17 protein-coding genes are annotated in these 22981 nt (G+C 24.8%); 10 read left to right on the forward strand and 7 right to left on the reverse strand.

The genetic code is table 4. The annotated features are described in order from the left end of the window. Window positions 1-9: 9 nt before the first annotated feature. Complete coding sequence (locus D2845_RS02410; protein ID WP_110858473.1) at window positions 10-891, reverse strand: DnaD domain protein; 882 nt, start codon at window positions 889-891, stop codon at window positions 10-12. Between the two features lie 408 nt (window positions 892-1299). Between D2845_RS02410 and dnaE the strand changes: the two genes are divergently transcribed. Continuing rightward, window positions 1300-4281, forward strand: coding sequence for a DNA polymerase III subunit alpha (gene dnaE / locus D2845_RS02415; protein WP_110858474.1), 2982 nt, complete (start codon window positions 1300-1302; stop codon window positions 4279-4281). After that, window positions 4281-5156 carry a 5'-3' exonuclease gene (locus D2845_RS02420; protein WP_110858475.1) on the forward strand — a complete coding sequence of 292 codons (876 nt, stop codon included), beginning with the start codon at window positions 4281-4283 and terminating at the stop codon, window positions 5154-5156. The genes dnaE and D2845_RS02420 overlap by 1 nt, the downstream gene beginning before the upstream one ends. A 278-nt stretch (window positions 5157-5434) precedes the next feature. On the opposite strand, the gene D2845_RS02425 is transcribed toward D2845_RS02420, so the two are convergent. After that, window positions 5435-5986 (reverse strand): variable surface lipoprotein, encoded by a 552-nt coding sequence (locus tag D2845_RS02425; RefSeq protein WP_110858476.1) that lies wholly within the window; start codon window positions 5984-5986, stop codon window positions 5435-5437. Between the two features lie 57 nt (window positions 5987-6043). After that, window positions 6044-6154: an IS3 family transposase gene (locus tag D2845_RS07015; protein WP_170107399.1), complete on the reverse strand. Its 111-nt coding sequence runs from the start codon at window positions 6152-6154 to the stop codon at window positions 6044-6046. Window positions 6155-6285: 131 nt separating this feature from the next. Here D2845_RS07015 and D2845_RS02430 point away from each other — a divergent pair, with 131 nt between their 5' ends. Further along, complete coding sequence (locus D2845_RS02430; RefSeq protein ID WP_110858477.1) at window positions 6286-6996, forward strand: variable surface lipoprotein; 711 nt, start codon at window positions 6286-6288, stop codon at window positions 6994-6996. Window positions 6997-7203: 207 nt separating this feature from the next. Here D2845_RS02430 and D2845_RS06605 read toward each other — a convergent pair whose 3' ends face one another. The 3 genes from D2845_RS06605 to D2845_RS06615 all read right to left on the reverse strand — a co-directional run bounded on the left by D2845_RS06605 (window position 7204) and on the right by D2845_RS06615 (window position 10021). Then, entirely contained in the window at window positions 7204-7350 is a 147-nt protein-coding gene (locus D2845_RS06605; RefSeq protein WP_170107398.1) for a hypothetical protein, read from the reverse strand. A gap of 79 nt (window positions 7351-7429) precedes the next feature. After that, on the reverse strand, window positions 7430-9664 hold the full coding sequence (locus D2845_RS06610; protein WP_117275974.1) for an MAG6410 family transglutaminase-related lipoprotein: 2235 nt from the start codon (window positions 9662-9664) through the stop codon (window positions 7430-7432). Between the two features lie 177 nt (window positions 9665-9841). Continuing rightward, window positions 9842-10021 (reverse strand): hypothetical protein, encoded by a 180-nt coding sequence (locus D2845_RS06615; protein ID WP_117275975.1) that lies wholly within the window; start codon window positions 10019-10021, stop codon window positions 9842-9844. 733 nt (window positions 10022-10754) lie between these two features. Between D2845_RS06615 and D2845_RS06620 the strand changes: the two genes are divergently transcribed. The 4 genes from D2845_RS06620 (at window position 10755) to D2845_RS06630 (ending at window position 16088) form a co-directional block, all read left to right on the forward strand. Then, entirely contained in the window at window positions 10755-12743 is a 1989-nt protein-coding gene (locus D2845_RS06620; RefSeq protein WP_117275976.1) for a BspA family leucine-rich repeat surface protein, read from the forward strand. 311 nt (window positions 12744-13054) lie between these two features. After that, window positions 13055-14779: an MIP family Ig-specific serine endopeptidase gene (locus D2845_RS06625; protein ID WP_117275977.1), complete on the forward strand. Its 1725-nt coding sequence runs from the start codon at window positions 13055-13057 to the stop codon at window positions 14777-14779. Window positions 14780-15247: 468 nt separating this feature from the next. Further along, entirely contained in the window at window positions 15248-15871 is a 624-nt protein-coding gene (locus tag D2845_RS03570) for a variable surface lipoprotein (protein WP_231992763.1), read from the forward strand. A 52-nt stretch (window positions 15872-15923) separates the two neighbouring features. Beyond that, on the forward strand, window positions 15924-16088 hold the full coding sequence (locus tag D2845_RS06630; RefSeq protein ID WP_197712578.1) for a hypothetical protein: 165 nt from the start codon (window positions 15924-15926) through the stop codon (window positions 16086-16088). A gap of 257 nt (window positions 16089-16345) precedes the next feature. On the opposite strand, the gene D2845_RS02460 is transcribed toward D2845_RS06630, so the two are convergent. Next, a complete protein-coding gene (locus D2845_RS02460; protein ID WP_117275978.1) occupies window positions 16346-17647 on the reverse strand; it encodes an ATP-binding protein in 1302 nt (433 codons plus the stop codon). A gap of 787 nt (window positions 17648-18434) precedes the next feature. On the opposite strand from D2845_RS02460, the gene D2845_RS06635 reads away from it, so the two are divergent. The 3 genes from D2845_RS06635 to D2845_RS06640 all read left to right on the forward strand — a co-directional run bounded on the left by D2845_RS06635 (window position 18435) and on the right by D2845_RS06640 (window position 22811). After that, complete coding sequence (locus D2845_RS06635) at window positions 18435-20384, forward strand: S41 family peptidase (protein ID WP_110858398.1); 1950 nt, start codon at window positions 18435-18437, stop codon at window positions 20382-20384. A 15-nt stretch (window positions 20385-20399) separates the two neighbouring features. Beyond that, entirely contained in the window at window positions 20400-22403 is a 2004-nt protein-coding gene (locus D2845_RS02470; RefSeq protein ID WP_110858399.1) for a S41 family peptidase, read from the forward strand. A gap of 204 nt (window positions 22404-22607) precedes the next feature. Beyond that, window positions 22608-22811: a hypothetical protein gene (locus D2845_RS06640; protein WP_110858400.1), complete on the forward strand. Its 204-nt coding sequence runs from the start codon at window positions 22608-22610 to the stop codon at window positions 22809-22811. Window positions 22812-22981: the final 170 nt, after the last annotated feature.

A 22981-nucleotide genomic window follows, 5' to 3' on the forward strand; every position in this document is an offset into this window, starting at 1 on the left:
TTTCTCTCCTTAATCATCCCAACTTAGTCCATCATCAAATTTAGATTTTTCAAATTCAAAATCACTTTCTTTTTTTAACATTAAAAGTCTTGAATTATTTGAATTCTTATAGTTAATTACTTGATTTAACTCATTATCAATCATATCTGCTTCAAATAAATTTCTTTTTGCAAAATCATTAGCGATTTTTTCAATGTAGTTGCAAACAATTGAATTATTAATCGAAATTGAATATTTTATAATGCAATTAATTGCAGGATCACTAAATTTTAATGTTTTAATTTTTTTTAACATCAAAATCTGGGTTGGACTTAATGCTTTTTTTGTGAAATTATAAATATATTCTTCTGAACTTAAATTATTCAATCAATCTTTTTCTTGTAATAGTTCAAAATTAAATGATTTTTTTTGATTTTTAAGCACCTTTTTTTGTCCAAATATTTCAAAAAAGTTTTTCGAAATATTTGTCATTTTATCTTCATCAAAATAATAATGGGCATTTTTTTTGATTAAAAAATCAAATTTTTCTTTCCCAATCTTAGATTCTAAAAGATTTGAGATTAGAATATTATTAACAATTTCATTTGCATTTAGAGGTTTAAATAATCTAAATAATAAATTCCCATTACTATCTTGAAATGTTTTAATTAAACCAAGTGCTTCAAGTTTATTTTTAATAATTTCAAGTTCTGAGAAATCAAGAGTTAAAAAATCTGAAACTAAATCTCAATCATGACTTGTTTTTTTGTCTAAATGGTATAAATCAAATAAATACTGATAAAAAGAAATTCCTTGAATACCAATAATCGGAGTATAAAATGTTCGTAAATTAATTAAATCCTTGGAATTGATATCTATTTTGCTATCAATCAAAAATTTATAATTTTGCATTTTATTAGACCTCCTTATTAATTATTTAATTTAACCTGCACAAAAATTATTATTTATGTCAGTTAAAAATAATTTTATGAGACTAATTAAACAATAAGTTTCATTTTTTAATTATTTTAAAAAACTAGTGGTATTAAGACAATATTATAAACAAAGTATATTTGCATTTAATATCTTAATTTAAGGATTATTTTATTTTAATTTTCATTTCTTGACATCAATTTGTTAATAAAAAATAGTTTTTTTGAAGTAAAAAAAATTCAAAATTCAGTTTTTTAAAATTTTCTTTAAGTTTTAAGAAGAAAAAAGAAAAAAACCTAAATTAAGTAATGAAAAAATTGGATTTTTTTTAATAAAACTAGTTTCGATATTAAGGATTAAATTTATGATTTTATTTATAATTAAACTATGAAATTATTAAATTTACACTTAAATACAACCTTTTCTTTTTTAGAAAGCACAATTAGTGTTGATGAGGCGATTAAAAAAGCAAAAGAAGAACAAGTTGAATACTTGGTTTTTTCAGAAAAAAACCACTTTTTTAGTTTAGCTGAAGCAAATTTAAAATGTATTAAAAATGGAATTAAACCGATTTTTGGTTTAGATGTATTTTTAACTGTTGATAATGAAGAATATCAATTTAACTTATTTGCAAAAAATAGTGCCGCTTTTGATAATCTAAAATTGCTTTCTTATTATTTATTAGATGATAAAAAGATTTCATTGAATGAAATTTTTGAAAATTATAAAGATATTATTGTCATTGAAAACCCAAATTTAAGTTATTACAAAAAACAAAAAAAAGAAATATTAAATCCTAATTACTATATTGGAATTGATATTAATGAAATTAAGGAATATGAGAATTTATTACAAAAAAATAAACAAGTTTTAATTTTTAATAATTTCAATACTTTAGATTTCCAAGATTTTTCAATTTTAGAATTATTAAACAAAATTAGTAACAAAAATAATTTCTTAAAATTACAAACACCACTTTTTTTTAATTACGAAAAAGAAGATGATTTAACCATGCAATTAATTTTGCAAACAAATGAATTTATTAAGAATTTATATTTTCCTTTTTTAAAAAAAGAGTATCAGCTTCTATCATATGAAAACAATGAAAATTTAAATTCCAAAGATTATTTGAAATTTTTATTAGTAAAAAAAATTAAAAGTTCAAATGAACTTGAAAATTTATTTAATCAAATTGAATATAAAAATCGATTAAAAAAAGAACTTGAAATTATTAATTTATTAAACTTTGAAGATTATTTTTTAATTATCCAAGATTGAGTCAATTGAGCAAAAAATCACGATATCTCAATTGGTCCTGGAAGGGGGTCATCAGCTGGATCATTAATTTCATTTGTTTTAGGAATTACTGAAATTGATCCAATTAAATATGGTTTGATTTTTGAAAGATTTTTGAATCCAAAAAGAATATCAATGCCAGATATTGACATTGATGTACAAGATGACAAAAGAATGGAAATTATTAACTATTTAATTAATAAATATGGTTATGAAAGAGTGAATAATATTGTCACTTTTTCAACACTAGGAAAAAAATCAGCAATTAGAGATATTTTAAGAGCATATAACATTAATCCGATAAAAATTAATCAGATTTCTAAACTTATTCCTTCGAATGAAGATACATTAATTGAAGAAGTAAATAAAAATTTAACTTTAAATAAAGAATTAGAACAATTAAATCCGCATGATTCAACTTTTAAAAATAAAATCATTAACCAAACAACAAGAATTTCTGGATTTTATCGTCAAATTGGTACACATGCAGCTGGAATTGTAATAGCAAAAAATCCAACTATTGAATTAATTCCAATTTCTAAAAACCCTGATAATTTCTTGCAAACACAAATAAGCATGGAATATTTAGAATATTTTGGTTTAATCAAAATGGATATTTTAGGACTTAAAACATTAACAACGATTAAAGAAATTGAGGCACATATTAAAAAAAATACACAACAAATAATCGATTGAAATGTAATTGGATATTTTGACAAAAAAACTTTTGCATTACTTTCATCAGGAAACACAGCTGGTGTTTTCCAAGTTGAAAGTCCAATTATGATTAAAGCATTAAAAGAAATTAAGGTGGATACTTTTAATGATATTGCTGCTGTTATTTCCCTAAATCGCCCAGGACCAATGGCGTATGTTTCAAATTATGCAAAAAGAAAAGCTAAAAAAGAAGAAATTCCAAAAATTTCAAAAGAATACGATGATATTTTGAACGAAACATATGGGATTATTATTTATCAAGAACAAATCATGCAAATTGCCCAAAAAATTGCAAATATGTCATTTGAAGAAGCAGATCTATTAAGAAAAATCATTTCAAAAAAACAAGCAAATGAAATGCTTGCGATTAAAAAAGATTTTATTGAAAGAGCTTCAAAAAACAATTATGACAAAAAAGTTGTTGAAGAAATTTTTAATAATATTGAAAGATTTGCTGATTATGGTTTTAATAAATCACATGCAATCGCTTATTCCATGTTAACTTTTAAAATGGCATATTTGAAAGCAAATTATCCATTAGAATTTTTTGCTTCTTGCATTTCTTCGGCAAATGGTGCGCAAACTACGATTGCTAAATATGTCAATGAAGCAAGAAAAATGGGTATTGAAATTATTACGCCAAATATTAATAAATCATATGAACATGCAACAATTGAAAAAAATCAAATTATTTTACCCCTTGGTTTAATTAAAGGCATTGGTCCAGAAATTGTAAAATTAATTGTTGAAAATCGGAATAATGTTGGGGAATATAAAAACTTTTTACATTGCTTTTTTAACTTATCAAAAATTAAATCATTTGGTAAAGCCGCACTTGAAACATTAATTAAAGCAAATGCCTTAAGAGATTTTAATTTAAGTCAAGCAACAATGCTTAAAGAAATTGATCCAAAATCAGATTCAAGTATTTTTATTAAACAAAATTTACCAAAAAATCCTCAGGAAATTTTAGATAAACTCCTAGATTTTGAACCTGAAAATGATGAAATTGACAATGAGGATGAACTTCGGAAAAATGAAATTGAATTATTAGGTCAAAACTATAGTTTTATTCCAACCCTTAAATATGAAAAGCAAAATCAAAGATTAATTGATACAAGAATCGGAAATGAATATATATTAATTGCTGAATGTACTGATGTGCTTGAAAAAATTAGTAAATACAAAAAACCATATCAACAACTATATTTTCAAGATTCAAGTTTACGTGTTGTTTCATATATGTATAAAATTGATCCTGAATTAAAAAATTTAAAAAATAAACTTGTTCAAATTAAATTTATTAAAAAAACTGAAAATGAAATTATTTTAAAAGAATGAAAGGTTATTAAATAATGGAGGATAAAATTTTAATTATTGATGGTACTTATTTAGCATACCGTTCATATTATGCTCTAAATAAAAGTCAAATTGTTTTAGTTAATGACCAAGGGATTGAAACTAACACAATTGTTTTATTTTTTTCAACTTTATTTAATTTAATTAAAGAAAATAAACCAACGCATTTATTAATTGCTTTTGATGCCAAAGAAGAAACTTTTCGACATAAAATTTATCAAGCCTATAAAGAAGGGCGAATTAAAATGCCAAAAGAATTTTATGACCAAATGGATTTGATTAAAAAGTTACTTTCTTATCTAAAGATTCGTAATGTTGAAAAAAATGGTTATGAAGCAGATGACATTATTGCTAAAATATGTGCAAAATATCCCCAAACAAATAAAATAATTTTTTCAGCTGACCAAGATTTAAATCAATTAATTGATGCCAAAACAAGTATTATTAAGAAAATAAAAAATGCCTATACTTTTTTGACAAAAGATAATTTCAAAGAAATTTATTTCATCGAACCAAACCAAGTAATTGATTATAAAGCAATCATTGGGGACAGTAGTGATAATTTTCTAGGTATTAAAGGCATTGGACCTAAAACAGCAGCAAAATTATTGTCCGAATACCAAACACTGGAAAATATTTATGCCAACTTGAATTCCTTAAAAAATACAATTGCAAACAAATTTGAAGAGTATAAAAATATTGTTTTTAGAAATCAAGAAATAGCTAAACTTGTAACTGATTTTGAAATTGCAAATATTGAAAAAAATGATTTGGATATAACGAAAATTAATTTAAGCATCGAAGCCTTAAAAATTATTGAGCAATATCAATTAAATTCAATCAAAAATCAGATTTTGAAACTAAAAAAATAAAGAAAAATTTGGTTATTTTTTAAACCAAATTTGCTTAATTATAAATTCAAGTGCAACACACTAAAGATATAAAATATAGTTGTGGACACTTGAATTTATAATTAAGCAATATTCGAACAAACGTAATTATTTGTTCAAATATTTTGTCCTTGTTTATTTAGATATTTAAGGAGTGTTTTTAATTCATTTTTTAAGAATTTTTTATCCTAATATAACTTCATAAGTTATTGGCATTATTTTAATTTCTTAAAATTAAGTATTCATTTAATACTTTTTAGTTAGACACTAAAATCAGAGATTTCACTAAATACATCAAGTAGCTCAGTAACTAACTCATTAATATATTCATGATTATTATCTGTTTCTTTAATATCATTTTTTTCTTTTAATAACTCATTTAATTCTTCATTTAGATGACTTATAAATTCCTTTATCTCTTCTTCTGCTCATAGCACTAGATATTTAAAGTTTTCTGCATTTATTTCTAATAAATCTTCTTTGTATTGTAAGTAAACTGATTGCTCCATTTGCTTGAGACTATCTGGTTTTTTGTTCATAAATTTTTTAAACTTAGCCTCATTAAATTTTGTGCCTTTTACTTTTATAATTGCTTCTTCTAAATTTTTTATTTCCTTAGCAATTTTTTGCTTATATTTTTCTAGAGCAATTTTGTTTTGTTGTATTTCTTTATTTTTTTCTTCTTTTTTATTTTCTTGTTTATTATCTTCATTTTTAGCTTTTTGTTGCTTACATGATGCAGCTACTACTGGAATTGACATTGCAGATACTACTAAACCTAGTGACAATAAGATCTTTTTTGTTTTCTTCATTTATTTATAAGTCTCCTAAAAACTTCTTTATATTTTTATTTAAATAACAATTTTTGTTTAAAAAATAATGCCCCAAGTTATGCAACTAATTTGAGTCATTCTTATATTGTTATATGAGTAGTTTACATAATTTTTTATTTTTTTATATAAATTAGATAAAAAACTAATATTTTTATCCTAATTTACCTATTATGAGTTCATTTTTTTTGAAGCATGAATTAACATATAAGATAGTTGTATAATAGTTGTATATAAAAGATTTAAGTTTAATTAAGGTATAAAAAAGGATTTTATTCTATATGAAAAAAATAAATAAGATATTTATAACTTTAGCTTCAATAGTATCAATTTCATCTCTACCAATAGTCGCTGCTGCATGTGATGAAAAGAAAACAGAAGAAGGTGCGGGAGCAAACTCAGGCACAAAAGACCAAGAAGACCAAACTCTTCCAAAAGACCAAAAGGAACAAACTCCTCAAAAGGACCAAAGCAACCAAACTCCTCCAAAAAACCAAAAGGAACAAACTCCTCAAAAGGACCAAAGCAACCAAACTCCTCCAAAAAACCAAAAGGAACAAAATACAAAAAAATATAGATTGCCTGGACTAAAGGATTTTTTAGATAAAAATAATAATAAACTTTTTGAATTAGTTGATAAAACTAGTGCAGATGAAGAACTAAATAAGTTAGCAAATGAAGGTGCTCTAAGAATAGATAATGGTAAGATTAAACACCATAAAGACAAAGGTAGAGGTAAAAATAAAAAAAGTAGAAGTAGAAGTTCTTATAAAGATGTAGAACATCTAAAACTTAACTCTAAATTTGGCGAAAGCAATAAAGTTAATACACATGGCAAAAATAATGAAAACATTGGCTATAATTTAGGTGGCAATAAAAAAGGTATCAAAATTAGTAAAGAAGATAACAAAATTGTGCTTGAATGGCAACTATATTTTGAAGATGGTACTAAGGACAATAAAATTTACAAACAAGAAATAGATTTAAACTAGAACAAAAAAAATTAGGCCCGCAATACCACGGGCTTTTTCTTTTAATAGTAAGGATTATTTTGTCAAAGCAATTAAAAGAAAAAAGGTTTTTAAGAATTCTTAATTTAAAAAATTTGATTAATAGATGATGCATTTTGCTCAATGACTTTTAGTTTAAATTTCTTTTGTGAATCTAATTCTGCTCTTTTTGCAATATATAAGTTATTTTTAAGAATGTCTATTTCTTCTTAAGCAGATTGATTCACTGATTGTAATTTTTGTTCAATAAGTTGAGTATTTATTTTCTTTTGTTGGGGTTTTTAGTTTATTACCAAATAATTTCTTAAAAAAGTTAGCTATATATTTAAAAATCATAATAATAAATTCCTTTATTTAGTATTAAATACAGATTAAAAATAAAAAGAACTTAGCTATTTTAGCAAGTTCATATATATTAGTGAATTACTACTATTTCTGAATCTGATGATATACCATCATTAGTTGACTTAACTCTTATTTCATAAGTTCCAGGAGTAGAAACTGTAAGTTTATTTTTATCAATACTAATTCAATTATTAGAGTCTTTTAATTTATATTCCATAGTTTGATCAACACCAATAATTGTTCTACCAATTACTTTCAATTGATTTGCATATATATTATGTTTTTTAATATTGATTGTTTTTATTTCAGAAGTTATTAAACCACTATTATTTTTAAATCTTATATATAGATTTCCAGCAGTTATTCTATCAATTATTTTATTTTCTGGAAGATCTTGTCAATCATTGTTATTAAAGTTATACTCTAAATCTTTATCATCTGTTTTGACTTCAATTTTTCCATCACCAAGAACTTTGACTTCTGCTTTTGGTTCTTTAATTTCAGTTTTAAATTTAAAAGTATTATTGCCAGATAAAATGAATTTATAATCTTTTCTCTTGATAGATTCTAGTTTTACTTCAACATCTCCAATTGATTTAAAATGATCTAAATATAAAGTATATGTTTTATCATCATGTTTAACTTCTCTAATAAGTGCATTAGTTATATTAAAGTTTCCAGGTTTTAGGTCTTTTACTTCTTCATTGAATTCTATTTTAATAGCATTGGAAGCTTCATTATCCTTAGTTGTTGTTACTTGAATTTGTTTTATATAGCTAGAATTGTAATTAAAGAAGTATTCAATACCAATGTTATAACCTTTAGATTGACGAATATAATTTGTACGTGACACAAAATTATCTAAATTTCTTTCTTTTAGAGCATCATGAATATGTGAATAATTTGGTGATGAAATATCACGTTTGGTTCATAAAACTAGTTTATTCATCTTACCATTATTTTCATCAAAGTTTTTATCAATTAATGCTATAACATCATCTTTATTCCCGACATAGTTTTTAAATAATAAGTTTCTTAGACGCTTTTGTTTTGTCTCTGGATCTTTTTTATCTGCTTTTAAAAAATCATCAGCAGTGTTTAAGAAGAACAATCTATCCTTATCATTTTTCTTAATTGTAGTATCAGAAGTTGAATCTAAATAGTATCAATCTCCATCAATTTGAACTTGGTTTCAAGCATGTTTATCACTTAAGCTAACTCTAGCACTATAACCTTCTGAAAATTTAACCGGAATGTTTAATTCTTCTAATAATAGTTTTAACCCTTTAGAATAACCAGCACATACTGTATGCAATTCAATTAATGCAGAATGAGCATTTTGATTTTTTGAAAGATTAGCAAAGTTCATATCATGATCATATTTAACGTTAGCGATTATTCATTCATAAGCAGCTTTAAGTCTTTCTAATGTTGGAAGTGATTTTCATTTATGGTAATCTACTATTCTTTTTGCTTCTTTTTTTGCAAGATCTTCATTATTTAAAAGAGTACTCATTTCCCGTGAAATAACTTTTACAACACTTGAATATAAATATCCTTCATATTCAGCAAAAATTCTGGCTTGTGTTATTTCTGGTTTTGAACCATCTGAATTAATTTTTTCAATTCAATTTACAACTCCATTATCTTTTAATTCAAAAGTAAGCTCTTTTAGATTATTTGAGTGATTAGCCTCAAATACTTGATCTTGTGGGTAGAATGTTCTTTGGTATCATTTAACTTTACTATTATCAACTTCTTTATTTGTATTTTTATCAATAAGTTTAAATTGGAAAGTTTTATTTTGAATAGAATCTAATGTAATTTCATCTTGTTGCAATCCAAATTGACTATGAGAGTAAAAATTTGAAGAAACACTATTATTTAGAATCATAGATTTAATCTTATTTCGATCAGTGATTATAGGCTTAAAATCTTGAACAGTTTCTTTTAAATATTTATTATCTATTTCTTGAAGTTCTATACTTGAATTATATGTAGGAATAGTATAACTTTCATTTGGTATGGTGTATGATGTTTGAGTGCTTTGATCAGATGCAGTAGAAGAACTAGGTTTATTTATGGTTGTAGTTGTATTAGAGCTATCATGTTTGTTAATATCTTTATTATCAACATGATTATTTGAATTACTAAAAATTTCATCTACTTTTTTCTCTGAATCTTTATTACTTATTTGTTGTCTACTAATTGTATTTGAAAACTTACAACTTGTAGCAATAATTGAAAGAGTTGATACAGATGTTATAGATAATATTTTTAATAAACGTTTTAAAAGATTTTTCATAAGTTTTACTTTCCATTCTCTTATGTGAGTATTATATCACTTTAATTTAACTTATAACTTAGTTTATAGTTGTTTAATATACACAACATTAAACTGTAAAGTGAATTATTTATATTTAAGAATAATCAATACAACAAAAATAATTAACCAAATATGAATTAACAAATTTGTACAAAATTATTGGACTCGATATTCAAGTTTGTTTTCTATATAAGCACCTCACAATAGTTGAGATGTTTTTCATTTAAATTCTTTTAGAAATCCTTCTTTATTATATCGCTCAATAAATTTTGAGATTTCATTTTTTAATTGCTCAAATGTTAACTTTCTAACAAATTTTTCAAAGTCAGAAATCATCTCTTAACTTTAATATAGAAAAGAAATATTCAATTTCTCTATTATAATTAGTATCATAAAATGAATAGCTCATATCTGTTTTTCATAGAGTAAATAATTTTATATCGCTATTAACTGTTTGAAAAGTACATTTTTAAACTAGTTATTGCAAGAGATAATTAATCTGATATTTTTTTTATATGCCACAGAGCACTTACTTTACCCTTAGTTTTCTAATATGGCTATTTCAATTAGTAACTTACTTCTTTTAGTTTACTATGTCTCTGATATTTAATAGAGCATAGAAATTGAATAAACAAAGTCAACTTTAACACAAAAAAATGTTTAAAATGATGAACTCAATGTTTTGCGAAATAAACTAATTTAGTTAATCTCTTAATTTAATAAAAAAATCTAGAAAAAATGGGCTGAATGTTTTATAACACAAAAAAATTAACTTAGAAATTAAATTTAGCAATACAAACAAAATAAAATATATGAAAAAAGTATGTTCCAAGAGGAAACTAATTTTAATTAAGATATTAACAATCAAAAGAACATCAAAGCAGTAGCTAATTTCTTAAATGTTTAAATATGCTAATGCATTTGTACAAGGCCTTTCTAGTCGAACTATTAGTAAACAATAAAAAATAATCTAGATCTTAATCCTTAAAATGAATGAATGCCAAAATTTTCCAAGTAAAAATTTTAAACAATTAAAAAAACCATCACAACTTGATAAGGAGTTAAGAAAATGAAAAAAAGTTTATTACTAATAGGCGGACTAACAGCTGTGACTGTAGTTCCTATTTCCATAACAACAACATTGCTTATTAAAAAAAATAAGCAGCAAAATATTAATCAAAATAAGATTGAAAAATTACAAGATGAGCTTAAATTGCTACAAAGTCAGATAGTCAATTTAGAAAAAGATAAAACACAAATGGCTCAGTATGCAGATTCACTAATTTATGGCTTTGATATAGAAAATTATCAGTTAGAAAGTCTGGAAGCAATGCTAAAATTGAAAGCTAAATTTCATGAATTGAATTCTTATGTTGATGAACTTAAAAATCAAATTAGTATTAAAAAACAAAATGTAGCAGAATTAGAAAAAGAAATTAAAAGATTACGTAATGAATTAAATCATGAACGTAATGCTATCAGGTTTGAAATTCAAAGGCTAGTAACTGATGAATGAGCTAATATGAAGGATGAGATTTTACAAAGTCATAAAGTTAGTGATATTGTGAAACATCTAAATAAAAGAATTAAATTTACTAAATTACCATATCTAATAAAAACTGATTCAGATAAAACAATTAAGTCTTTAAAAGATGCCACTAAAAACCTTATTTTAAGTTTTGATGGTTTAGATTTTGAACTAACACTAGAATTAAAAGATGTAAGCTTTCATCTAGACTCAATTGAGCATGAATATGAAGATAGTCAAGAAACTATTTGTAAAATAATTGGTTATTATAAAGATGAGTCTGGCAAAATAGCTATTAAACCTTTTGCAAAATCAACTAAGAAGGTTCCTACTAGATTGCCTTGATTTATAGAGTCATTAAAAGCAGCATTTAAAGAAAATAAATCATCAAACATAGAAAATCTTAATGAATGAAATACATCAAATGTTACAGATATGAGTATGATGTTTGAAGCAAGCAAAATTAATCAACCAATAAGATTTGATACAAGAAACGTTATTACTATGTATTCAATGTTTTATGAAGCAAAACATTTTAATTCCCCACTTAACTTTGATACAAGAAATGTGCAAAACATGAAGGCTATGTTTTATGATGCACTCGAATTTGACCAAGAACTAAAATTTAATACTAAAAATGTTACAGATATGTCTTTAATGTTTAGCGGGGCAAGTAAATTCAATAAACCGCTCAACTTTGATACAAAGAATGTTAAAAAAATGAACTCAATGTTTTGAGGAACAAATGAATTTAATCAACCGATTAACTTTAATACACAAAATGTTGAAGACATGGAACAAATGTTCTCTCATGCAAAAGCATTTAATCAAATATTAAATTTTGATACACAAAATGTAACAAATATGAGAGGATTACTTGAATTAGCAGAGAACTTTAACTCTAATTTAAACTTTTCTGATACGCAAAATGTTACCACTATGGAAATGATGTTTAATGGAGCTATAAACTTTAACAAACCAATAAATCTCAATACAAAAAAAGTAACAAATATGAAATTTATGTTTAATAATGCATATAAATTTAACTCGCCTATTAAATTTGATACAAATAATGTTACTAATATGTATGGTATGTTCTATGGAGCGCTTGAGTTTAATCAACCACTTAACTTTGATACAAGTAATGTTGAAAATATGGGCAATATGTTTTATAATGCAAAGAAATTCAACTCAGAGCTTAAATTTAGTAATACAAAAAATGTAAAAGATATGAGTGGTATGTTTTGTTATGCAGAAGCCTTTAATCAACCACTTGACTTTGATACAAGAAATTTAGAAAATATAAAATGAATGTTTTATGACGCAAAAAGTTTTAATTCAAAACTTAATTTTATAGATACAAGCAAAATTAAAAATATGCAAGGTGCATTTCAAAAAGCAAGTAAATTTAACCAAGATATTAGTAACTGAAATATTCAAGCAGTAACTGACTTTTCAAATATGTTTGAAGGCGCTAATGCCTTTAAACAAGACCTTTCTAAATGAAAAAGTAATCCGAATTGAGAATAAACTAGAACAAAAAAACTAGATACTCGCAAATATAGCAAGTCTTTCTTTTTAAAAACAAAGTATTTTTATGCCAATATAATTAAGAGTAAAAGAAGTGTTTTAACTTATTTAAGTATTATTAAATTCCTTAAGATATAGCAATCATTGAATAAAGAGAATTAAATATATCATACACTTAGCAATAAATTAAATTAGTATATAGATACAATTTTAATGTATTGCTTTACAGATTAAAGCTAAAATGTCATTTTACAAAAATATTTTTTTGGTAAACTTTGAAAAAGATATTTTACTTACATTACGAGGTCATGATGAGTAAGCAAAAATTATTATTAATTCCTATGATATCAAGCATTAGCAGCTTAGTTTTATTAACTTCATGTTCTAAAATAGAAAATACTAAAATTACTGAATCAATAAGTGAAAATAAACCTGATAGTGAAAATAATGCAACTAGAGAAGGCAATACAAACCTAAATGATAATAAAGATAATAAATTAATAAATCCTACAGTTCAACAAAACCAAACTAGTTTGTTTAAAATCATAGAGCCTAAGACTATTTATAAAGAAATTTATGTTCGTACCTTTGCTTTGAAATTTCTTACAAAACTTCCTGGAGACGAAGGAATATTAGATAACAATCAAGGGACTGGGTGGTTACTTGACTATCATAAATTTAAAAATGCTAATAATAAATATAAATTATTCATAGCAACAAACCTTCATGTTTTAAGTCATTTTAGTAATTCACTAAGTAAAGAGTTGAGCAGTAAACTTAACTATTATGATTCTCAAAGCGATAAAAAAGTTCTGGGTGTTGCTTTAGGTAAAACCCAAAAACCAGTAAATGATTTTAATCATGTTCCAAATAATAAGCCATCAGTAGAAAAAGCAAAAAATAATAATTGAAATGCAAATTATTATGGTAATACTGTCCCAACGGGAGAACATAGTCGCTGAGAAAGTACTTCACATAAAACCACTCCAACAGAAGCAATTAGTAGCCCTAAAATAGTTTTTGCTGCCCTTGATTTTATGAAAAAAGAAGCAATTTCCAAATACCAAGACAAATTAAATGAAGTAGTTAAGGAATTTGGGACTAGAAAATTACAAGAAAAAAGTGATTATCAATATAAACATGCCTGGGATGATTTAAATAGAGTGTCTAATGTACCAATGATGGTAGATTTTGGAATTTTTGAAATTGATGTTGATCTTGATAAAGCAGATGAAACATTAAAACAATGAGTAAAAGAAGCTATAGATGGTGTAGATAACTATCTAGCAAGGTTATCAAAAACAGCTGCACTTCCAAATCAAAATAAAGATGTTTCTAAATATTTGCAAACAGTAGACTATGTATCTGCATTTAAAACGCAAAAACATCCTAATAATCTAACCAAGGCAAAGGATGTTTATATTGCTGGTTACCCTGTTGATGGCAAGATTGCTTGATGAATGCAAAATAATCCATCTGAAAGATATGAAATGCAGGATGACAAGCAAAATCAAAGTATGAAATTTGATTTTCCTAAATTTGATCCAACTAAACCTTTTCCAATACTACCGCATAATTTTCCATTTCGTCGTAAACCAACAGAAGGTTTCTCTGAAAATAATGTAGAAGAAAAAATTAGTACAGTTACCCCAACAATTTTTGATTCTTATTGAGGAAGAGTTTTAGCAGCCTGATATGGTTTTCAATATAATGTTAACTTTTCTTCTTTGTACTATGGTGCATCAGGGTCATTAGCTTATAATGAATACGGACAAATGATTGGAATTTATAATGGTGTTAGTTCAAATGTTCAATTTGGAGACTTACTAAAAAATGGTTCAATTGCACCATTTTTACAGTCAAGTAATATAGAGGCTGGTGAGAATACTATTTATGCATACAATCTAATTGATGGTACTAACAAAACTCAATTTGGTATGCAAAAGAACTCATTTAGAGAGAATTTAAGAGTAATTTATCCAAATGGATTTGAAGACGGTTCTAAGGAAACTAAGCTATTTGATAAAGGTTATTAAGAAGTAATTTCACATAAGAAGTTTCTTTTAAATTATATGTTCAATGTAGCACTCAGTAACAATAATACTGGGTGTTTTTTTTATCAAAAAATCCCCTTCTATTGATTTGAGAAAAGGGGATAGGTGAATTAAAAAATACACTTTGTATTTACTAAAAAACTTAGTTGTAATACTATAACCTAAACAAGTATCATGTGATCTCAATCAGATAATGAATTAGATGCCACTAAGGCAAAAAAATACACAAAAAAATAAAGTTCATAATAAAAAATGAAAAAAAGAAACTAAGCTAAATGAAAAATTATCTGTAGGACATAATCTTTGATATACTTTTGAAAGTTTCTATTTTTTAGTACAAAAGAAGCATTAAAAATTTGAATTATAAATAAACCTAGATAAAAAAATGAATAAAGAAAGCGTTTCTTACTTTGTAAGTTTATAAATCAATAAAAATAAAGGAAGAAAAATATGAAAAGCATCAATAAATTGCTAATATCTGCTGTTTCAGCTATTTCGCTAGCTATGCCACTAGTAGCTGCTTCATGTGGTGCAAAGAAAAAAGAAGTTCAAACATCTACCTCAGAAAAACAAGGTTCAAAAACCAACCCAGAATCTAAATCAGAAGAAGGTTCAGGAACTAAATCAGAAGAAGGTTCAGGAACTACTTCAGGAAACCAAGGTTCAGAATCAACAACACAAAACCAAGGTTCAGAATCAACAACACAAAACCAAGGTTCAGAATCAACAACACAAAACCAAGATTCAGAATCTACAACACAAAACCAAGGTTCAGAATCAACAACACAAAACCAAGGTTCAGAATCTAAATCAGAAGAAGGTTCAGGAACTACCTCAGGAAACCAAGGTCCAGAAACTAAATCAGAAGAAGGTTCAGGAACTACTTCAGAAAACCCAGGTTCAGGAACTACTTCAGAAAACCCAGGTTCAGGAACTAGCACAGAAAAACAAGGTCCTGAGACTAAAGCATCAGAGAAAGATCCTATTCAAAATGATAAAACTAATAGTCAAACCCCCCAAACAGCAAATACTTTAGAAGATTTATTTAAGCAAATTAGTAAAATAAAAGATTAATACTGCAGTTTTAAGGAAAAAGTTAGATTCATTAAATGATGATGAAAAATTAATGATAAAGCCACACTTTAATTACTGATTTGAAAAACCAGATCCAAATCCAGACCTAGATCTAAATAAAAATCAAGAGCCAGATAAATTAATTAAAGAATCTGGATATGATCAAATCGAAAAGATATTAAAAAATAGTAATAAAGACAGCGAAGAATATAAATAAGCTGTAAATGAACTAAAAAAATTCATTAAACTTTATAATGCTGATCTTAGACCAATATTAGAGAAAACTATAAAATAAAACATCAGTTTTTGATTCTTGAATAATCGGTAAAATTCCAAAAAAGGATGAATGAATGATTTTATCTTGTCTTATATAGTGTATATTTGGAATTATTTAATTAAAAATAAGGCAATAAAAACAAAAATGCTTAGTTAACAATAAGTTGCTAAGCATTTTTTGTTGTAGTTATTGCATTGTTAGATAACAGAATCTGTGTATGAACCATCTAATAAGAAGTCTATTAAACCAATATATAAGACGCCTTTTTTATCATATCAAGGGATTATGTTGTTATAAGTTATTACTATTTTTTTGAATGAGTCGTCAATATTGTACAAAGATCTTGTTTCTTGTTCTATTTTTTCTTTTGTTGGTAATTCATATGCAGATTGAATGTAATATTTAACATTTGGTTTTTGGCAAACAAAATCAACTTCAAATGATTTTCTAGTTCTTTTATCACCATTAGATATAATTTTTTCAACTATTCCAACGTTGATGTTAAATCCCCTTCTATTTAATTCATTATAAATTAAGTTTTCCATTATATGATTTGGTTCATATTGATTAAAATCTAATCTTGCGTTTCTTAAACCAATATCAGTAAAGTAATATTTTAAAGGTGATTCAAAAATTTTTCCACCCTTAACATTAAATCTCTTACAATCAGAAATCAAAAAAGACTCTTTAAAATAATTTAAGTAATTACTTACTGTATTTGAGGAAATTTTTATCTTCATTTCAGAAGAGAATCTATTAGCTAATTTACTAGGATTTGTTAATGAACCTATGGTTGATGAAATAAAGTTTAATAAAATTTCTAAAATGTACTTATCTTTTAATATTGATTTTCTTTCTAATATATCTTTTATATAAAGTTCATCGAATAAATTAGTTAAATATTCTCTTTTTTCTTCTTGATCTTTTAAATTATAAACACCAGGAAGTCCGCCATAAAATAAGTAATGTTCTAGTGCCTCTTTTTTATTTTCAAATAAATGATATATTTCAGAAAAAGATAACGTATGAATATGAATTTGACTTGATCTATCTCTAAATTGTGTCAATATTTCACTTGATAACATCACAGAGTTACTTCCAGTTACATAAACATCAACATTTTCTCTTTTCATAAGTTCTATCAAAACATCAACAAATGAAATAGTATACTTACTATTTTCAATATAAGGATTTTTGATAATTTCACAATATTGAATTTCATCAATTAAAACATAACATTGCTGTGAATTACTTGGTAATAGTTGTTCAATATGTTTAATAAGATTTAATGGATTTCTAAGTGCAATATCTTTAATGCTGTCTAATGAAATCTTAATAATATTGTTTTCATTAATACCTTTTGAAAGCAAATATTTATTAAAAATATTAAATAAGAAATATGATTTCCCACTCCTTCTAATACCTGTTATAACTTTAACTTTACCATTATTCATTTTGTCAATAATTTTGTTTAAATACGAGTCTCTTTTAATTTCCATATTTCTCCTACTTTTAAAATTTGTGTGTATTTGCACAACTATTTTAAATATATTATATAAAAAGGCAGCATATTTCTATTTATTTTGGACTAACTTTTAAAATTTGTGTGTATTTGCACACTTTTTTTAAATCTTAATTAATAATTTAATTAATCAATGAATGCAGTGACTTAAGTGAATAATTATTTGGAAATTCTTTTTTCTTTAGATGAGTTTTTGCATGATTAATTAAAGAATTCCAAAAATATAGATTTTATTCTTTCGTTAAAATAGTATAAAAACAGTTAAAAAGGTAAAGTTTTTAATAAAGGGGTATGTTTTAGTAATGAAATGTGCTCTTTTTGTTTAGAAAATTAATAAAATTTTAAAAAATTAAACTTAGTAAAAATATTCTAACAAACATAATTGTTTTTCCAAATATTTTGTCCTAGTTTCATAAATTGTTATTTAAAAATCCAAGATAATATAAGCATCTATGCAGATAAATTTATTAATATGTTTACATTAATGATTAGATATTGAATTAAAAGTAAATTTGAGTTTATATGTGCTTTTAAAGACTAAAATTTATATAGAAATAATTAAAGTGTTTAAAAAATATAAAAAAAATTTAAATAGCAGATAAATCTGATATTTAATACATAACACAAGTAGTTAAAAAGAACAAAAAAGATATAATATAGAAAGTTATGAATAGTTAAAATGTTAATTTAATAATGAATTTTTATATAATTTTTTACTACATGTTTTTTAAATTTAATTTAGCTTAATAGTTAGGTTTGTTAGTATGAAGAAAATAATATTTTCAGGAGCAATTTCAATACCTTTATGTTTACTTAGTGCAGGTTGTAATCTTTCTTATAATAAGCCTAAGGAAGAAAATAATAAAATCAATCCAAACAAACAAGAACAAAAATTTAATATTTCTTACTACCTTAATGGCAAATTACAAAAGGTTATTAAAGCAAAAAAAGGAGATAAGATAATTCCTATTAATTTTACAAAACCAGGATTTAAGTTTGTTGGTTATTTTATAGATAAAGAATACACAAAGAAGCTAAATATTGACCATGTAATAGATTCAAATGTTGATATTTTTCTAAAGTTTGAGCTAAATATTCAAAAGGTTAACTTTATTGAAAAATCATATAATTTGCATTCATTGCCAGTAATAAATTTGACAAATAACACTGTAAAATTAAGTGAACATAACAATATCCAATATATTGATTTAGAACAGTTTTTATCAATAGCTAAGGATGTCTTAATAATCAATGATAAACCAATTGATGATGTTTTATATAATGGCAAAATGTATAAATTAAATAGGCAACTTAATAGTAATTATGATGGCAAGATATTTACAATTGAGTCTATAAATAAGTATGATTCAAAGGATCAAAATGAGAAATCTATTATTAATAAATCATACATAAAATTTGATTATCTTAATCAAATAATAAAAATCTCAGGATTTGATTTTTTTGAAAATGTTAAGCCTTATGAAAAAGAAGGCAAAATTGAGTTTTATAACCCAGAAAAAAGCAATTTTAGTGAGATAGAAATTGATTTGTCAAATTATAACATTAACATGATAGAACAAAAAGGCAAGTTATATTTACCTTTTGTTCTACTTAACCAACTACTTTTAGGTGAAAACGAAAACCAGTTGTATTTTAATAATGACAAAGTTTATATTTTTGAATTTACTCAAGTTCATGATAATAACAGCAATGAAACTAAGAAAGCGTTATTATCAAATACTAAAAGCCGGCCAATATCTAAAAAATTAAAAGAATTTGAATATAACTATTTAAATTTATTATTAGATGTTTTTTATCCAATAAAACCAAAATCAAAAACATTTGCAAAATTCCTAGAAACTTATAAACTAGGTCTATTAGATGACAATGACCGTATGCATTTTAACACTCTGAACACCTTAATTAAAGATTTAGATGATATTCACACCAAACCCTTACTTTGAGGAAATCAATATATTTCTAATTTAGATAAAGAAATTGAAAATCTTTCTAATTCTAGTTCTTATAAACATAAGGAAAGAGTTAAAAAATTTAGAGAAATTGAAAAAAAATTAGTTAAACTAGAAATTTCTAAAGATTTAAAAGAAAGTGAAATCAGATATACTAAAGACAAAAAAACTGCAATTATAAAGATTGATCAAATTAGTCGCTATACAACAGAGGGACTAAATAAACAACTAGCTGAAGCAAAAGCAAAAGAAGCTGTTAATATTGTTTTTGATTTATCTCTTAATCGGGGAGGATCAGTTCAGGCGACATATGAAATTTTAGGTTATTTAAGCGACAAAAATTTCAAATATAATAAGTATTATCCATTAACTCAAGATACTAAAATTATAGAAATTAAATCTAATGTAGGTAAAAAAGATTTTAATTACTTTATATTAACTTCACCAATTACTTACTCTGCCGGAAGCTTGCTTGCTGCAGTTTCTAAAAATAATAATTTAGCAAAGATTATAGGCTATCAATCTGCTGGAGGGGTTTCAGAAGTAAAAATTAGTGTCTTGCCTACTGGATTAATTCTTAGAAGAAGTGGGAATTATACATTATCAGATTTTAATAAAAATAGCTATGAATGAGGTGTAAAACCTGACTTTGAATTTGACAAGAAAAATGGTTATGAATTTGAAAAGTTATTTAATTTAGATTACATACAAGAAGTTGTTAATCAACTAACAAAAAATAGTTAGAGTAAAGGGGGCATTATGAAAATTTCAAAACTAAGAAATTTAGTCATTTCTTCAACATTTATCTTGCCTTTTACTGTTATTTCTGCAGCATGTGCAACTAAAGCTGATTTTGATGAATCTGCATTAAAAGCTGCAGCATGTGCAACTAAAGCTGATTTTGATGAATCTGCATTAAAAGAGTTTTTAATTATTCCTTTGGCCAAGGAATTAAATAGTCAGAATAATAGAAACAACAAAATAAAAATGTATATGCATAATGATGTTGCTTATGTAGGCATAAAAGAATTTTTAAGAAGCATTTCAACTATTATTAAGCATGATAAATTGACTTTTTCATTTAATAATGACAAAGTCAAGTTAGTTCTAAAAACTGACCAAGACGAAAAAAATAACCCTTCGTTAACAGTTGATTATAAATCAAAAAAAATAATCGTCTCGAATTATAAGTTTTTTAGAGAAATACTAAAAAAATATGAAAGAGGCGAGGAAAAACTTAAAATTTCCTTCTTAAAAAGAGAAAACCAAAACCTAAATCAAGAATTTGAATTTGATTTAAAAAAATATAATATTGATATTTTAAAAGGTAAAGATGATTTATATTTACCACAAATTCTTTTAAATCAAGTTATATTAAATGAGTCTAATATTCAAACCTATTTTAATGAAGATGTTTTTAATATATTTAGATTTGCTGAATCTCTGACTGGATTTGGTTCAATAACTTTAAAAATGTCACCAAAAAATAATGTTAAAAACATTCCTGATGGACTTAGAAAATTCCAATTAAAATACTATCCATTTTTATTTGATTACTATTACGGGATTAAGTTAGATAAAAATAAATCATACAAAGAGTTTTTTAACAATTATAAAACAGATATTTTGTCAAATGATTCTGACATTCACTATTTATCAACTAAAAAAATTATTAGTGATTTAGATGATCCACATACTGCTTATAAGTTAGATGGTTACTATGATAAGAGTAGAGGTTTATATAGTCAACAAATTGCTAATAAAAAAAGAACTAATGACCAAATAGAATTAGGTAACTATTTGCAAAAATACTACTTCAAAAACAACACTGAATATCAAAATGTTTATACTTCTGATAATAAAACATCAGTTATTTCATTTAAAGCATTTGAAGAAGACAGTGCTTCGCATATCGAAAAATCATTGAAAGAAGCAAAAGAAAAAGGTGTTAAAAACATTGTGTTTAATTTAACTTTAAATGGTGGTGGATTCATTGGTGCAGCTTTTGAAATAATGGGTTTCATGACTGATAAGCCATTTAAGTCATACACTTATAACCCTTTATCAGGCGAGAAAAAAATAGAATTAATTCAATCAAAATATCCTAAATATGATTTTAATTACTACGTTCTTACTTCGCCTTATGCTTTTAGTGCAGGAAATATATTTCCACAAATGGTAAAAGATAATAATGTCGGAAAAGTTATTGGATATAAAACTTTTGGTGGTGCATCGGCAATATCCTATGCAATATTGCCAACAGGTGACATTATTCAATTAAGCAGCAACACTGTTTTTACAGATAAACACTTCAGAACAACTGAATTCGGTATTGAACCAAACTTCAAATTTAAGTATGATTTAAGTAAGAATCCAGAAAAATTATATGATTTAACTAACATTCAAAATATAGTCAATAATCTATCACAGGGCAACTTTGATGATGTCATAGAAGTTAAAGAAAGTGAACCTGAGACTAAGCCAGAACATAAAACTTCTAAAAATAATCCGCATATGAATTCTAATTTAATACCTAGAGATAATTCTAAGGAGCATTTTTCTTCAAATTCTAACTCCTCAACCATAGAAAATAAATCAGGTAATATTTCGAAATTATCAGCTAAGCCTGTAAATATGTCTAATAATGTCAAAATAGCAATTATTTTATCAACAGTAGTTATTGCAATTATAGCTATCGCAATATCAGTTTATTTTGTTATTAGAAAACAAAAACGTAAGCTTAATCTTAAGAATGAAATCTAATAAAAGCAAAAAAGCTCTTAAAACTCTGCTACTTATTGCAGAGTTTTAAAATTATAAACAATACTTGTTTTTTAAATATCTACTAAAAAAGTTATACTAAAGATCCCTAATTCATAAATAAAAGTAAGCAAAGAAAAATGCTGATTATTATAAGAAAAACTATTTAAGAAGTAGTGTGAGTTAAAAAGTAGTTTAGCTGGTGGAATGGCTTGAAAAAATTCAACATCAACTTCTAGTGGGGATTTTATTGTTTACTATTTATCAAGAGTTAATCAAAAAAGAATTTATCATATTTCATTAATTTTTGCAATCATCTTTGGGACTTTTGCACTAGTTTTAATAACAATCATTGAGGCTTTAGGAATAAGTGCTGATAAACCATTTAACTTTGGCTTTGTTTTCAGTTAGATCATCTATAGTTTTTACATATAGCATATGAAGTTGTTTAAAACAATGTTTTAGCAAAAAATATCAACTTCTTATATAGTATCGTTTAATACATGCCTAATTTATCTTTGATTCCATTATATTGAACTTAAATTTTTTTGAGTTTTTTTAATACGATTTTAGAAATAATT

Origin of the sequence: Metamycoplasma alkalescens (genome assembly GCF_900476125.1) — a bacterium.
In the GTDB taxonomy this organism is placed as follows: domain Bacteria; phylum Bacillota_I; class Bacilli_A; order Mycoplasmatales; family Metamycoplasmataceae; genus Metamycoplasma; species Metamycoplasma alkalescens.